This is a genomic window from Roseateles saccharophilus (assembly GCF_031458095.1).
Lineage (GTDB): Bacteria > Pseudomonadota > Gammaproteobacteria > Burkholderiales > Burkholderiaceae_C > Pelomonas > Pelomonas saccharophila_A.
Map to the genome: position 1 here is coordinate 2020171 of NZ_JAVDXU010000001.1, position 14901 is coordinate 2035071.

Annotated in this window: 10 protein-coding genes; 7 read left to right on the top strand and 3 right to left on the bottom strand. The window is 70.8% G+C overall.

Translation table 11 applies throughout. The annotated features are described in order from the left end of the window. Positions 1–15: 15 nt before the first annotated feature. Positions 16–2211 carry a tetratricopeptide repeat protein gene (locus tag J2X20_RS09360; RefSeq protein ID WP_310263681.1) on the bottom strand — a complete coding sequence of 732 codons (2196 nt, stop codon included), beginning with the start codon at positions 2209–2211 and terminating at the stop codon, positions 16–18. 88 nt (positions 2212–2299) lie between these two features. On the opposite strand from J2X20_RS09360, the gene J2X20_RS09365 reads away from it, so the two are divergent. Then, a complete protein-coding gene (locus J2X20_RS09365; protein ID WP_310263684.1) occupies positions 2300–4348 on the top strand; it encodes a DUF1631 family protein in 2049 nt (682 codons plus the stop codon). A gap of 4 nt (positions 4349–4352) precedes the next feature. On the opposite strand, the gene J2X20_RS09370 is transcribed toward J2X20_RS09365, so the two are convergent. Next, a complete protein-coding gene (locus J2X20_RS09370) occupies positions 4353–5255 on the bottom strand; it encodes an alpha/beta fold hydrolase (RefSeq protein WP_310263686.1) in 903 nt (300 codons plus the stop codon). Next, on the bottom strand, positions 5227–5931 hold the full coding sequence (yihA, locus tag J2X20_RS09375) for a ribosome biogenesis GTP-binding protein YihA/YsxC (protein WP_310263688.1): 705 nt from the start codon (positions 5929–5931) through the stop codon (positions 5227–5229). Before yihA ends, J2X20_RS09370 begins: the two co-directional genes overlap by 29 nt. A gap of 70 nt (positions 5932–6001) precedes the next feature. Between yihA and J2X20_RS09380 the strand changes: the two genes are divergently transcribed. The 6 genes from J2X20_RS09380 to J2X20_RS09405 all read left to right on the top strand — a co-directional run bounded on the left by J2X20_RS09380 (position 6002) and on the right by J2X20_RS09405 (position 14879). Then, on the top strand, positions 6002–6622 hold the full coding sequence (locus J2X20_RS09380; protein WP_310263690.1) for a c-type cytochrome: 621 nt from the start codon (positions 6002–6004) through the stop codon (positions 6620–6622). Between the two features lie 88 nt (positions 6623–6710). Next, positions 6711–8795, top strand: a complete 2085-nt coding sequence (locus tag J2X20_RS09385) for a cytochrome c biogenesis protein ResB (protein WP_310263692.1) — start codon at positions 6711–6713, stop codon at positions 8793–8795. 166 nt (positions 8796–8961) lie between these two features. Continuing rightward, entirely contained in the window at positions 8962–10311 is a 1350-nt protein-coding gene (gene ccsB, locus J2X20_RS09390; protein ID WP_310263696.1) for a c-type cytochrome biogenesis protein CcsB, read from the top strand. 238 nt (positions 10312–10549) lie between these two features. Next, on the top strand, positions 10550–12205 hold the full coding sequence (locus J2X20_RS09395; protein ID WP_310263699.1) for an ATP-binding protein: 1656 nt from the start codon (positions 10550–10552) through the stop codon (positions 12203–12205). A 135-nt stretch (positions 12206–12340) separates the two neighbouring features. Continuing rightward, complete coding sequence (locus J2X20_RS09400; protein WP_310263700.1) at positions 12341–12988, top strand: response regulator; 648 nt, start codon at positions 12341–12343, stop codon at positions 12986–12988. 304 nt (positions 12989–13292) lie between these two features. Next, a complete protein-coding gene (locus J2X20_RS09405) occupies positions 13293–14879 on the top strand; it encodes a response regulator (protein ID WP_310263703.1) in 1587 nt (528 codons plus the stop codon). Positions 14880–14901 lie beyond the last annotated feature (22 nt).

The window sequence follows — 14901 nt, forward strand, 5'->3', positions numbered from 1 at the left end:
TGGTGACGGCGCGCATCATGCCTGCACCAGCGCCAGCCAGGCCTCGGCGAAGCGATCGGCGTCGCACAGCGGGCTGGCGGTCATGCGCTGGCGCAGCCCGCCGCGCAGCGTCGCCAGCCCTGTCCTGTCGCCAGCCCGGCGCACCGCCAGACGCAGATAGTCGTCTTCGTCAACGGCTACCCAGTCCCCCGCCAGCCCCAGGGTCTGCAGCCAGCTCAGGCCCTGGCGCGAGATCGGCGCCGCCCCGGGCAGGGTCAGCACCGGCACCCCCATCCACAGCCCGTCCAGCGTCGTCATGCCGCCGCTGTAGGGAAAGGGGTCCAGCGCGATATCGACCTGTCCGAAGGCAGCGAAATAGTCGGCCAGCGGGCCCGGGCCCTGCAGCTCCAGCCGTCCCGGGTCGCCCGGCCAACGGGCGAGCAGGGCCGCGCGCCCGGCCTCATGCTGCAAGCCCGGCGCCTTCAGCAGCAGCCGGCTGTCGGGCACCGCCTGCAGCACGCGGGCCCACAGGGCCAGCACCTCGTCACCCAGCTTGTGCAGGGCGTTGAAGCAGCCGAAGCAGACCGGTCCCGCGCGCACCGACACGGCGGGCGCCTCGGCCGGCGGCGCGTAGACCGTGAAGCTTTCGGGCAGGCGCAGCAAGGTCTCGACAAAACCGGCCTCGCTGCCCAGCGGCAGCAGCCAGCGGTCGCCGATGAAGCCGTCCATCTCGGCCAGGCCCGTGCTGCCGGCATAGCCCAGCCAGCTGAGCTGGCGCGGCGCGGGCCGGCGCGCGAACACCCCCAGGCGATGGCCGCCGGTGTGGCCATTCAGGTCGACCAGCACGTCGATGCCGTCGGCCGCGATGCGCTCGGCCAGCGCGGCATCCTCCCAGCCAGTCACCTCCAGCCAGCGCGGCGCGGCAGTACGCAGCCGCTGCGTCAGCGCGTCGTCGCTGCCATGGTTGGCGTAGACGAACAGCTCGCAGCGCCGCGCCAGCGCCGGCAGCCAGGCCTCGGCCAGGCGCCCGACCGGATGGCTGCGCAGATCGGCCGATACCAGGCCCACGCGTAAAGGCCCCGGCGCACGCGCAGGCCTTGCCACCGCGGGCGCCGCGACGGCCTGGCCGAAGGCCTGGGCCTCGGCCCGCAACGCGGCCGCTTCGCCGGCATGCCCCTGGCGATAGGCACGCAGCAACAGGCGATCGCTGCGCGCGCCTGGCAGCGCCGGCTCGAGGGCGATGAGGCGGCCCAGCACCGTGTCGGCCTCGTCGAGCCGGCCCGCATGTTTCAGCGCCTGGGCCAGATTGCTCAGGGCCTGCGGCGACGCGGGCGTCTCGTCCACCGCCCCGCGGCAGGCGTCCACCGCCTTGCCATGGCGCCCCTGCTGCAGCCAAAAGCCACCCAGACTGGCCAGCACCGTCGCGCGCCGCTCGCCTGTCAGGCCTGCGGCCAGGGCTGCGCCCAGAACAGCCTCGGCCCGCTGCGGCCACAGTTGCGCCAGATTGCAGGCGGCCTCGGCATGGCCCGCGTCCAGGATCAGCAGCGCCTCCCAAGCTTCGGCCGCACCTGCCGCGTCTCCCGTCTGCAGCAGCAGATTGCCGAGGGTGAAGCGATGCGCGGCCTCAGTCGGCGCCAGCACCACCGCCTCACGCAATTGCGCCACCGCCGCGCCGGCCTGCCCGGCGGCGGCCCAGGCGATCGCCGCGTGGGCCCGCAGCCCGGCATCCCGGGGCTGCGCCGCTATGGCCTGCTCGAAGGCGCGCGCCGCGTCCGCGTGGCGCCCGAGGGCCAGCAGCGCCCGGCCGCGGTTGCCGAAGGCGGCTGCCAGGGCGGGCTGCAATGCCAGCGCCGTCTCGAAGGCGGCCAGGGCCTGGGCCGGCGCGCCCAAGGCCAGCAGGGCATTGCCCAGGTTGTTGTGGGCGCCGGCCAGGCGTGGCTGCAAACCCAGCGCCCGTTCATAGGCCGCCTTGGCCTCGGGCCAGCGCCCCCGCGAAGCGAGCAGCGCGCCGAGATTGCCCGCCAGCTCCGCATCGCCCGGCCGCAGGGCCATGGCCCGCTCCAGGGCCGGCAGCGCGTCCTCGCCCAGCATCTGCTGGGCCACCGACAGAGCCTTCCACAGCTCGCCATCCTGGGGAGAGTGGACGAGCAGGGTCCGGGCCTGGGCGGCCATCTCGGCATGCCGTCCGGCCTGGAAAAGCGTGAAAAGGTTCTGAAGTGCGGCGTTTGCCATGCGGTTGGGGGGTCAGTAAGAAGGGGCAACACGCCGGAACGCACCAGCCTGGCGCCGGATAATCTCATCACGCCCCCCGATAGCGTCCATGCCCTTCAGCCCGCATCCTCACGATCTGCTCGACCACGCGTTGACCGAAGCCGGCCCGCTGGCCCGCGACCTGCTCAACAGCGTGCAGGACGAGCTCGATGCCCAGCCCCAGCACTTTCCGCTGCGCGAGGCCTGGCGCAAGGTGCGCGCGCATTTCGTGACCGATTTTGAGGGCCGGCTCATCGAGCTGCTGCAGGCCGGCCGCCGCGGCGACGACCCGCTGCACCGCGCGCCCGCCCAGTTCGGTGGCCTCGAAAGCCTCAGCCTGGTCGACGAACAGCAGGCCCTGCAGGACGTCGCCATCGCCCACGTCGCGCATGCGGCCGAGGAATTGAGCCGCGCCGAGCTGCACCAGATCGGCAACTTCTTCGCCGCCCTGCGCGGCATCGCCCGGGCCCGCGAACGCGACAACCCGCTGCGCCCGGCGCTGTTCGCCCATGCGCTGCACCATGCGCTGGCGTCCAGCCCCCTGGGCGCCCAGGCCCAGTACGAGCTGATGCGCGTGGCAGCGACACCGCTGGCCCGCGCCCTGAACCGCCTCTACACCCAGGCCTGCGCCACGCTGCACGCCGCCAACATCAGCGACATGGTGGCCTCCCACGGCCATGCGCAGAGCGACCCGCTGGCCCACCAGCGCCTGGCGGCGGCGCGCGGCGTCAGCACCCGGCCCACCGCCCATGGCACCCTGGACGGCCTGTCGCGCCGCGTCGATGCCGTCAATTCCCGGCCCCAGGGGCTCAGCTCCCACGGTCCGCTGACGCACCGCGACCCGCTGGCGCCCGCGCCCTTCGTGCGCACGACCGGGCCGGACATGCTGAGCCGGCTCTACGACCAGATCCTGGCCGACCCGCGCCTGCTGCCGCCGCTCAAGGCCCTGCTCGCCCGCCTGCAGATCGCCGTCGTGCGCCTGGCGCGCACCGACTCCATGCTGCTGCGCCGCCAGGACCACCCCACCTGGGCCCTGCTGAACCGCGTCGCCGCCCATGGCATGGTGTTCGAGCGCGCCGACGACCCACGCCTCGTGGACTTCCTGCGCTTCATGGAGGCCGAGGCCCAGCTGCTGGTGGACGCGCCGACGCCGACCGCCCTGCTCTTCCAGCAGGTGCTGGCCCGCGTGGACGCCCACATCGACCAGCAGGCCCGCCAGAGCAGCGAGCGCAATGCCGTCGCCCTGGCCGCCCTCGAGCGCGAACAGCAGCGCAGCGACTGGCGCGAGCTGATCCGCGACCAGATCGACCACCAGATCGCCGGCGCGCCGCTCGGCCCGCGCGTGCACCGCTTCCTGCAGACGGCATGGGTCGATGTCATCGTCGCGGCCATGGTGCGCCACGGTCGCGATTCGCGCGAGGCCCATGCCGCCATGGAGATGGTCGACGCGGTGCTGGACAGCCTCGTCACGCCGCGCGACCTCGCCGACCGCGAGGCCCTGCGCATGCGCCTGCCGGTCCTCATCGAGAGCCTGGTCACCGGCTGCGACAGCATCCAGCTGTCCGAGGTCAAGCGCGAACCCGCCCTGTCCGAGCTGATGGCCCAGCATGCCCGCCTGCTGCGCGGCCTGCCGGCCCTGGACCCTTCCGAGCGCCGCCCCGCCGCGCCGCCGCCCGCCTCGTCGGCGGCCAGCAGTGCGCCGGCTTCCGCCGACGAGATCGTCAAGCGCCTGATGGAAGAGCGCGACTCCCAGGTACCCTCGCACTGGCTGAGCGCCGACGTCGATCGCGGCGAGCTGCCCACCGTGCCGGTGCAGCTCTACAACGAGCACGACTCGCCCGACGCCCGCGCCGCCCTGCAGCGCTGGATCGACGGCCTGCAGATCGGCCGCTGGTTCCATCTCTTCATCCAGGGCGACTGGCATACGGCCCAGATCGCCTGGATCAGCGAAGGCCGGCAATTCCTGCTCTTCGTCGGCCGCGATTCCGACGAGCGCCTGCCACTGACCCGCCGCGCCCTGGAGGCCCTGCTGTCCAACGGCCTCATCACGGCCCTCGAGGACGACAACGTCGTCCAGCGCGCCGTCGACACGCTGATGAGCGACCTCGACGGGGGCTGAGCCCTCAGGCCAGATGGCTCTCGATCAGATCGGCCACCCGCATCGGCTGCTCGTGCAGCAGCCAATGCGTGCCGCCGGGCACGCGTTCGACGCGCAGCTCGGGCACATAGACCTCCAGCCCGTCAAGCAATGACGGCGGCAAGGCCGTGTCGGCCTCGCCCCAGATCACCAGGGTCGGCACGCGCACCGTGACCAGCTCCGGCGGCAGTTGCACGGCCGTGGCGCCGGGGTCGTCGGCCGTCGGCGGGCGCAGCGGCGAGGCGCGGTAGTAATTCAGCGCCCCCGTCAGCCCGTGCGACCAGACCTCGCGGTAGCGCGCCCGCTCGGCCTCGTCCAGCCAGGCCTCGCTGCCGCCCTGGTGGGTCAGCAGCTCGAACAGGCGCGCGAAGTCGTCGGCCGCGTAGACGCTTTCAGCCTCCGGCGCGGCCAGGTCGTTCATATAGGCGCTGGCGTCCTGCTGGGCCGGGTTGTGGGCCAGCTCGCGCAGGAACAGCGCCGGGTGGGGCGAGTTGATGATGACCAGGCGCTGCTGCAGATCGGGCCGCTGGGCCGCCATATTCCAGGCCAGGGCACCGCCCCAGTCATGGGCAATGACAGCGTGCAGGGGCCCCGGGCCGGTCTGGGCAACCAGCGCGGCCAGATCGGCTACCAGATGCTTGGCCCGGTAGGCCGCCACGTCACTGGGCGCGCTGGACTCGCCATAGCCGCGCAAATCCGGCGCCAGGCAGCGCCAGCGCTGGCCGAAGCGGGCCATCACCGTCTCCCAGACGAAGGACGCCTCGGGAAAGCCATGCAGGAACAGCAGCCGCGGCGCGTCCGGCGGGCCGCAGGCGCGGCAGGCCAGCGTGACGCCGGGCGCCGTCGTGAAGCTCAGCCGCTCAAGCCTCGGCGGCGGCGGCGGCTGCATGGGTCCACTCGTGCAGGGCCAGGGCGACGTCGCCGACACCGCTCTTCTTCAGCGCCGAGAACAGCGTCACCGCCACGTCGGAGGTCTCCGTCGTCAGGCCGGCCAGGAACTCGGTGGTGCTGCGCAGGGCCGCATCGGCCTCCTTGCGGTTGAGCTTGTCGGACTTGGTCAGCAGCACCAGCAGCTTGATCTCGCCGGTGGCCACGCGGGCGGCGACGAATTCCAGCAATTGCTTGTCCAGGTCGGTCAGGCCCAGGCGCGAATCCACCATCAGCACGACGCCCGACAGGCTGCGTCTCACCTCCAGGTAGTCGGCCATGACCTTCTGCCAGCGCAGCTTGGCCGACTTGTTGACGGCCGCATAGCCATAGCCGGGCAGGTCGGCAAACAGGGCATCGGCCGCGTCCTTGGGGCCGAGCTCGAAGAGATTGATGTGCTGGGTGCGGCCCGGCGTCTTCGAGGCGAAGGCCAGGCGTTTCTGCTGGGCCAGCGTGTTGATGGCGGTGGATTTGCCGGCGTTGGAGCGGCCGACGAAGGCGATCTCGGGCAGCTCCGTGGCGGGCAGATGCACCAGCTGGCTGGCGGTGGTCAGGAAGCGCGCGGTATGCGTCCAGGCCAGGGCCTGCTTCTCGGTGAAGGCTTGCGCGAGGTCAGCCTCAGGGATTTCGTTGGTCATGGCAGGGTCGGACGCTGTGATTGAGCATTGTAAAATTCGAAAGTTGCGCCCAACGAAGCCCCATAAATCCATGAAGACTGTCGCTCTCCTCCTGTCGAGTCTGCTGCTGGCCGCCACGGCTCATGCGAACGAGCCCGCCGCTGCAGCAGCCAAGCCCGACCTTGGCAAGGGCGGCACCCTCTCTTCCCAGGTCTGCGCCGCCTGCCACACGGCGGACGGTTCGCGCGGCAGCCCGGCCAACCCCATCCTGCAGGGCCAGCACGCCGAGTATCTGGCCAAACAGCTGGCCGAGTTCAAGAGCGGCAAGCGCAAGAACGCCGTCATGAGCGGCATGGCTGCCCCGCTGTCGGAAGAAGACATCCGCAACGTCGCCGCCTTCTACGCCTCCAAGACCGCCAAGCCCGGCTTCGCCAAGAACAAGGACACGGTCGCCCTGGGCGAGAAGATCTACCGCGGCGGCATCGCCGAGCGCAATGTGCCGGCCTGCGCCGGCTGCCATGGCCCGACCGGCTCCGGCCTGCCGGCCCAGTATCCGCGTCTGGGTGGCCAGCATGGCGACTATGTCGAGGCCCAGATGACGGCCTTCCGCACGGGCACCCGCACCAACAACCCGGTCATGACGACCGTGGCCGCCAAGATGAACGACAAGGAAATCAAGGCGGTGTCCGACTACATTGCAGGTCTGCGCTGAACCCGGCGCTTGCCTTGAGGAACGAAGGCCGGTGAACTCCACCGGCCTTTTTTGTTTCCGCCCAGCCCCAGCATCCGTTTAGCGCCTGATGTCCCAAGCCGCTGCCCTCCCCCGCTCCTCCGCCGCCCGCGAACTGCTGGACCTGCTGTCGTCCATGCGCTTTGCCATCACGCTGCTCAGCGTGATCTGCATCGCCTCGGTCATCGGCACCGTGCTGCGCCAGAGCGAGCCCATGGGCAACTACGTCAACCAGTTCGGCCCCTTCTGGGCCGAGGTGTTCGGCAAGCTGGGGCTTTACACCGTCTACAGCGCACCCTGGTTCCTGGTCATCCTGACCTTCCTGGTCGTCTCGACCAGCCTGTGCATTGCCCGCAACACGCCCAAGATCCTGGTCGACCTGAAAAGCTACAAGGAAGGTGTGCGCGAGCAGTCCCTGCAGGCCCACCACCACAAGGCCATCGGCGAACTGCCCAGCAGCCCGCCCATGGCCCTGGCCGAGATCGGCAAGACGCTGACCCAGCTGGGCTGGAAGGCCCGGGTGCAGCAGCGCGAGCACGGCACCATGATCGCGGCCCGCAAGGGTGCGGCCAACAAGATCGGCTACCTCTGCGCCCACTCGGCCATCGTCCTCATCCTCGTCGGCGGCGTGCTGGACGGCAATGCCATGGTCAAGCTGGCCATGTGGGTGCAGGGCAAGCAGCTCTACACCGGCGCCGGCTTCGTGTCGGACATCAGGCCCGAGCATCGGCTGTCGACCGCCAACCCGAGCTTCCGCGGCAATGTGTCGGTCGCCGAGAAGCAGCGCCAGGGCATCGCCGTGCTCAGCCTGCCCAGCGGCGTCGTGTTGCAGGACCTGCCTTTCGACATCGAGCTGAAGAAGTTCAGCGTCGACTACTACCCCACCGGCATGCCCAAGAGCTTTGCCAGCGACATCGTCATCCACGATGGCGCGACGGCCCGTGAGGCCACGGTCAAGGTCAACGAGCCCGTCATCCACAATGGCCTGGCCATCTACCAGAGCAGCTTCGAGGATGGCGGCAGCCAGCTGCGGCTCAAGGGCTTCCCGCTGGCCGGCGGCAGCACGCCCGTCGCCATCACCGGCCGCGTGGGCACCAAGCTGGCCTTCGGTGACCAGACCCTGGAGCTGGACGGCCTGCGCGTCATCAATGTCGAGAACCTGGCCGGCGGCGACATCGGCAATGCCAGCGGCGCCGACGTGCGCAAGGTCGACCTCGGCGAGACCCTGGGCAAGCACCTGGGCAGCGGCGCCAAGTCCAGCGGCGACAAGGCCCTGCACAACGTCGGCCCGAGCTTCAGCTACAAGCTGCGCGATGCCGCCGGCCAGGCCCGCGAGTACAACAACTACATGCTGCCCGTGGAGCTGGACGGCCAGAAGGTCTTCCTCGCCGGCGTGCGCGACACCCCGGCCGACAGCTTCCGCTATCTGCGCATGCCGGCCGACGAGAACGCCAGCCTGGAGGGCTGGCTGAGGTTGCGCCAGGCCCTGGCCACGCCGGCCCTGCGCGACGCTGCCGCCGAGCGCTACGCGGTGTCGGCCACGCCCGCCAACCAGCCCCAGTTGACGCCGCAGCTCAAGCTCACGGCCCAGCGCGCGCTGACGCTGTTCTCCGGCGCCGCGGCCAAGCCCGGCGACGAGGTCAAGGGCGGCCTGCCGGCCCTGTCGCAGTTCATCGAGCGCGACGTGCCCGAGTCCGACCGCCAGCGCGTGTCGGAAGTGCTGCTGCGCATCCTCAACGGCAGCCTGTTCGAGCTGCAACAGATGGCGCGCGAACGTGCCGGCCTGAAACCCAGCACCACCGACGCCGCCGCCCAGGCCTTCATGACCCAGGCCGTGCTGTCCCTGTCCGACAGCCTCTACTACCCCTCGCCCATGCTGCTGCAGCTGGAAAATTTCGACCAGGTACAGGCCAGCGTCTTCCAGGTCGCGCGCGCCCCTGGCCAGAAGCTGGTCTATCTGGGGGCTATTCTGCTCATCATCGGCGTCTTCGCCATGCTCTATATCAAGGAGAGGCGGCTGTGGGTCTGGATCGCGCCCAGCGCCGACCCGGCCAGCTCGCAGGTGCGCATGGCCATGTCCAGCACGCGTGAATCGCCCGACAACGCTACCCTGTTCGCTCAGCTGAAGTCCGCAGTACTGAAGGACCCGAATTGAAACCCCTCGCCCAGTCTTGCCCTGCTGAACGCGGGCGCGCCCGGTCGGTCCCCCGAGGGGACGGCGATGCTTGCGGCATTGAGCCGCAAGCACATCGCCATGGCGGGCCGGCTAGGGAGCGGCCCGGCGCTCGGCCCGCAAGCATCGCGCGGAATGGAGAACTGACATGAACACCACCACCTTCGACCTGCCGCGCCGCCACGCGCTGCAGCGCCGCGACGCCCTGGACTGGATCTTTGCCGCCCTGGTGCTGCTGGGCGGCGGCTATGCCTTCAGCCGCTATCACGCCGGCATGGATGTCTACGAGAAGGGCATCCTGCTGTGCGCCATGCCGGCCCTGATCGCCCTGGGCTGGTTCTGGAAGCCGCTGCGCACCCTGAGCGTTGCTGTCGGCGCGGCCACGCTGGCGGCCATCGCCCTCTACGGCCAGCACACCGACGGCTTCGGTGCCGATCTCGCCGCCGGCGAGCAGGTCTTCTGGCTCAAGTACATGCTGTCCAGCCAGAGCGCCATCCTGTGGATGAGCCTGCTGTTCACCATGAGCATGCTGTTCTATTGGGGCGGCTTCTTCACCCGCGCCGGCAACAACAGCACGGCCGAGGTGGTCGGCTCCAAGCTGGCCTGGGGCGGCGTCATGATGGCCCTGATCGGCACCCTGGTGCGCTGGTACGAAAGCCACCAGATCGGCCCCGACATCGGCCATATCCCGGTCAGCAACCTCTACGAAGTCTTCGTGCTGTTCTGCTGGTTGACGACGCTGTTCTACCTCTACTACGAGCAGCGCTTCGCGACACGCTCCCTGGGCGCCTATGTGATGCTGGTCGTCAGCGCCGCCGTCGGCTTCCTGCTCTGGTACACCCTGGCCCGCGAAGCCCAGGAGATCCAGCCCCTGGTGCCGGCCCTGCAGAGCTGGTGGATGAAGATCCACGTGCCCGCCAACTTCGTCGGTTATGGCAGCTTCGCGCTGGCGGCCATGGTGGCCCTGGCCTTTCTGCTGAAGACGGCGACGACACGCGCCCTCGTCATCGGCCTCATTGCCATGCCGCTGGGCATCGTCGCCCTGATCCTGGCGGTGCGCTTTGGCGCCAATGTCGATGCCGCCACCCTCGCCGGCCTGGACGGCTGGGCGCGCAAGATCGCCGCCGTCGCCGTCTTCCTGGCCCTGGCCGTGGCCCTGCGCAGCCGCCTGACGGCGCGCCTGCCCGAGCTGCCCCAGCTCGACGACCTCATGTACAAGGCCATCGCCCTGGGCTTTGCCTTCTTCACCATCGCCACCATCCTGGGCGCCTTCTGGGCCGCCGAGGCCTGGGGCGGTTACTGGAGCTGGGACCCCAAGGAGACCTGGGCCCTGATCGTCTGGCTGAACTACGCCGCCTGGCTGCATATGCGGCTGATGAAGGGCCTGCGCGGCATGGCCTCGGCCTGGTGGGCCCTGGTGGGCCTGCTGGTGACGACCTTCGCCTTCCTCGGCGTCAACATGTTCCTCTCTGGCCTGCACAGCTACGGTACGCTGTAGCTGATGGAGCCCCTCGTCCAAGGACTACCTTGGCCGGTCTTGCAGACCGCGCTGCGGCATGAGCCGCAGCCCTTCGGCAGGCACACGCCGCCCACTGGGCGCCGTGTGTCCGGCCTCAGCCCCCGAGGGGACGGCGATGCTTGCGGCATTGAGCCGCAAGCACATCGCCAGCGCGGGCCGGCTAGGGAGCGGCCCGGCGCTCGGCCCGCAAGATCCATGCGTCGCGGATACCACTGAGATGCACGCGCCGGAGCCCTGGAAGCAGGCCGCGCCGGCCATCGCGGCGGCCCTGCCCGATCTGTGCTTCCTGATCGCGCCAGACCTGCGCTTCACCGCCTGCAACCGCCCCGACCACGCTGACCTGCACGCCCCCTGGGCGACGCTGCAGGGCCGCCCGCTGCAAAGCATCGGCCCGCCGGCCCTGGCCCAGCGCTTCGCCGCGGCCTGCACCACCAGCCCACAGCGCCTGCGCTACGCCCTGCGCACCCAGGGCGGCCGCATCGCCCGCTTCGAGGCCAGCATCGCGCCCTTGCCCGACGGCACCGGCTGGCTCTGCATGGCCCGCGACCTCGGCAGCGTCGACGCCGAACAGGCCCGCTATGCCCGCGCCATGCAGGGCGCTGCCGACGGCCTGTGGGAGTGGGACATCGCCGCCGACAGCGAGTACCTGTCCCCGCGCGCCCTGACCCTGCTGGATCGCCCCGGCCGCTTCGCCGATCAGTTGCACGCCGATGACCTCGGCCAATGGCGGGCGGCGCTGCAGTCGCATTTGCAGCATGGCGCCCCGCTGGACATCGACCTGCGCCTGGCCGGCCCCGCGCCCCGGTGGCTGCGCTGCCGCGGCTGGACGGAGCGCGATGCCCGCGGCCAGCCGGCCCGCGTGCTGGCCACGCTGTCCGACATCACCCTGCCCAAGTTCACCGAGCAGGCGCTGGTGGACAGCCAGGCCAAGTTCCGCGCCCTCTTCCACACCGTGCCAGTCGGCATCGCACTGTTCGACGCCGCCAGCGAGACCGTCATCGAGTCCAACGACGAACTCGGCCGCCTGCTCGGCTGGCCGACCCTGTCCGTCGTCGGCCAGAGCGCGGCCGCCCTGGGCATGGCGCCTCTGCCCGGCATGGAGGGCCGCACCGAGATCGATGACCGCGAGCTGCGCCCGCAGTCGGGCTGCCACCTGCATGCCAAGCTGGTCGCCGAGCCTCTGGAACTGGCGGGCCGCGCCCTGCTGCTCTGCGTGGTGGTCGACATCTCGGTGCAGATCGACGCCGAGGCGGCGCTGTCGGCCCTGGCCGAGCAGCTGATGGACCAGGAAAGGCGCACCACCCAGGGCCTGGCCCAGGCCCTGCACGACCAGCTCGGCCAGACGCTGACGGCCCTGCGCCTGATGCTGGACCTGGGCGCCCCCGAGGCCCGCCAGCAGGCCCGCGGCCTCATCGACCAGGCCCTGCGCGACGTGCGCCAGGTCCTCGTCGACCTGCGCCCGCCGCTGCTGGAGGACGAAGGCCTGGCCGCGGCGCTGGACAACGAGCTCGCCCAGCGCCGCGCCCTGCATCCCGGCGTGCGCCTGGTGCTGGATGCCGAGGACGAGTTGCTGATGCAGCGCTGGCCGGTGCAGGTCGAGTACGCTCTGTTCATGATCGTCCGCGAAGGCCTGGAAAACGCGCTGCGCCATGCCCGGCCCACCGAGGTCAGGATCAGCTTCTACGGCTGCGCGGAGGAGATCGAGCTCGGCGTGGCCGACGACGGCAGCGGCCTGGACGCTGGCTTCGAGCGTCGCCCCGGCCACCTCGGCCTCATCGGCATGCGCGAACGCGCCCGCGCCATTGGCGCGACGCTGGAACTCGGGCCGCGCGAAGGCGGCGGCACGCAACTGACGCTGCGCTGGAGAGAATGAAGCCCCTCGTCCAAGAAATACTTGGCCGGTCCCCCGAGGGGACGGTGATGCTTGCCGGATTGACCGGCAAGCACATCGCCCCAGGCGGGCCGGCTAGGGAGCGGCCCGTCGCTCGGCCCGCAGGCATCGACTGACATGACACAAGCCGCCCGCGTCTATCTCGTCGACGACCATGCCATGGTGCGCCAGGGCCTGCGCGCCCTGCTGACCGAGGCCGGCCACGAGGTCGTCGGCGACAGCGGCGACATCACCGCCGCCCTGGCCGATCTGCAGCAGCTGGCGCCCGACATTGTCCTCGTCGACCTGTCCATCGGCCCGCGCTCCGGCATGGAGCTGCTGACCGAGCTGCAGCGCCGCCACCTGAGCGTGCGGCCGCTGGTGCTGACCATGTCGGCCCAGCCCCGCCATGTCGGCATGGCCTTGAAGCTCGGCGCCTGCGGCTATGTGCTCAAGGGCTCGCCGTCCGAGGAATTGCTGCAGGCCATCGAGGCCCTGCGCGCCGGCCGCCGCCACCTCGGCCAGGGCGTCGCCGAACTGGCCGCCCGGGCCCTGGCTGAAGGCGCAGGCGACGACCCCTTCGCCACGCTGTCGGTGCGCGAACGCCAAGTCGTCATCATGGTCGTCGACGGCCACTCCAGCACCGAGATCGCCACCGCCCTGCACCTGTCGCCCAAGACGGTGGACAGCTACCGCAGCCGCTTGATGGCCAAGCTAGGAGCCCCCGATGTGACCGCATTGGTAAAACTGGCAATCCGTCACGGCCTCGTCAACAACGACGCCTGACTTGGGTCTTTGCGGGCCGAGCGCCGGGCCGCCCCTAGCCGGCCCGCCTTGGGCGATGTGCTTGCCGGTCGATCCGCCAAGCATCGCCGTCCCCTCGGGGGCTGAGGCCGGACACATGGCGCCCAGTGGGCGGCATGTGCCTACCGAAGGGCTGCGGCACTGCCGCAGCGCGGTCTGCAAGACCGACCGGGCGCGCCCGCGTGCAGCGGGGCGGGACTGGGCGAGGGGTCTGCTCAAACAGCCTGACGTCCCGCATCAAGAACTCCCGGCATCGCCAGGAGAGGTGGGCACCTAGATTGCCCCCATGAATGCTGCCGAACCTCCCCTGGACGAAGCCCTGCGTCTGCAATGCCTGGCCGAACTCGGCCTCAGCGAGCCGCCGCTGGAGCCCGAGCACGATGCCGTGCTGGATGGCCTGGTGCGCTGCGCTGCCCATCTGCTGGGCTATCCCATCGCGCTGATCAGCCTCGTCGGCGAGCGCCGCATGTGGTTCAAGGCCCGCTATGGCACCGAGGTGATCGCCTGCGAGCGCGAGGCCTCCTTCTGCGCCCACACCATCCTCGGCGACGGCCTGTTCGAGGTGCCCGACGCCCAGGCCGACCCGCGCTTCGCCACCAGTCCCTGGGTCATCGGCGAGACCCGGCTGCGCGCTTATGTCGGCCTGCCCATCCGCCTCGGCAACCTGACGCTGGGCGCCCTGTGCGTGGGCGACACCGTGCCGCGCCGCCTGGACGCCGTGCAGGCCACCCTGCTGGTCGACATTGCCAATGCCGTCGCCGCCTGGTTCGCCCATCGCCGCGAGCATGTCGACCTGCTGGCCAGCCGCGCCCATCTGCAGGCCCAGGCCGAGCTGCTCGGTCGCCTCAGCAGCGAGACGCCCGGCATGCTCTACCAGTACCGCAGCGCCCCCGGCGGCGGTGGCGAGCTTGGCTTCATCAGCGGTCAGGCCGAGCACATCTTCGGCCCGGGGGCGCCGCTGCAGCTCGAGGGCCTGCGCGTCTTTGCCGAGCGCGTGCATCCCGACGACCTGCCCGGCCTGCTGGGCGGCATGCGCGAGGCCGAGGCCCGCCAGCAGCCCTGGCAGCGCCTGTTCCGCGTCTGCCTGCCCGGCGCCGACAAGCCGGCCTGGCGCTCGGGCCGCGCCAGCCCCTCGGCCCAGGCCGACGGCAGCGTGCTCTGGCACGGCTTCATCGCCGACGTCGACGAACACATCGAGATCGAGAACCTGCGCCGCGACAAGCTCGCCGCCGAAGAGGCCAGCGCGGCCAAGAGCGCCTTCCTGTCGCGCGCCAGCCATGAGCTGCGCACGCCGCTGAACGCCGTCATCGGCTTCAGCCAGCTGTTGCTGCTCAGCCATGAGGAGCCGCTGACGCCGCATCAGCAGGAGCGCATCGAATGGGTGCTGGACTCCGCCAAGCGCCTGCACCAGCTCGTCGACGGCCTGCTCGAGGTCGACCGCGAGCAGCCGGGCCGCCCTTCCCGCTTCGGCGCGGGCGGCGTCGCCGAGGACGCCTACACCCTGCTCTATATCGAAGACGAGCCCCTCAACACCCTGCTCGTGCAGGAGGCCCTGCGCGACCGTCCCGACTGGCGCGTGCTGCATGCCGGCGACGGCCGCGCCGGCCTGGCCCTGGCCAAGACGCAGAAACCCGTGGTCGTGCTGACCGACATCAACCTGCCCGGGCTGTCGGGCCTGGACATCGTCCGGGAGCTGCGCGCAGACGCCGCCCTGGCCGGCACGCTGTGCATCGCGCTGTCCGCCGACGCGACGCCCGGCCAGATCGAGCGGGCCATGCAGGCCGGCTTCGACGACTACTGGACCAAGCCGATGGACATCCTCGAGCTCGCCGGCCGCCTGGCCGACGCCCTCGCCCGGCACGGCGGCCGCTGATCCGCGCTTCTCAGGGAGAGAA

Bases quoted from the DNA above. Each gene is read 5' to 3' on its own strand.
- J2X20_RS09360 (WP_310263681.1), bottom strand. From the start codon at position 2,211: ATGGCAAACGCCGCACTTCAGAACCTTTTCACGCTTTTCCAGGCCGGA.
- J2X20_RS09370 (WP_310263686.1), bottom strand. From the start codon at position 5,255: ATGCAGCCGCCGCCGCCGCCGAGGCTTGAGCGGCTGAGCTTCACGACG.
- J2X20_RS09400 (WP_310263700.1), top strand. From the start codon at position 12,341: ATGACACAAGCCGCCCGCGTCTATCTCGTCGACGACCATGCCATGGTG.
- J2X20_RS09395 (WP_310263699.1), top strand. From the start codon at position 10,550: ATGCACGCGCCGGAGCCCTGGAAGCAGGCCGCGCCGGCCATCGCGGCG.
- yihA (WP_310263688.1), bottom strand. From the start codon at position 5,931: ATGACCAACGAAATCCCTGAGGCTGACCTCGCGCAAGCCTTCACCGAG.
- ccsB (WP_310263696.1), top strand. From the start codon at position 8,962: ATGAACACCACCACCTTCGACCTGCCGCGCCGCCACGCGCTGCAGCGC.
- J2X20_RS09380 (WP_310263690.1), top strand. From the start codon at position 6,002: ATGAAGACTGTCGCTCTCCTCCTGTCGAGTCTGCTGCTGGCCGCCACG.
- J2X20_RS09405 (WP_310263703.1), top strand. From the start codon at position 13,293: ATGAATGCTGCCGAACCTCCCCTGGACGAAGCCCTGCGTCTGCAATGC.
- J2X20_RS09365 (WP_310263684.1), top strand. From the start codon at position 2,300: ATGCCCTTCAGCCCGCATCCTCACGATCTGCTCGACCACGCGTTGACC.
- J2X20_RS09385 (WP_310263692.1), top strand. From the start codon at position 6,711: ATGTCCCAAGCCGCTGCCCTCCCCCGCTCCTCCGCCGCCCGCGAACTG.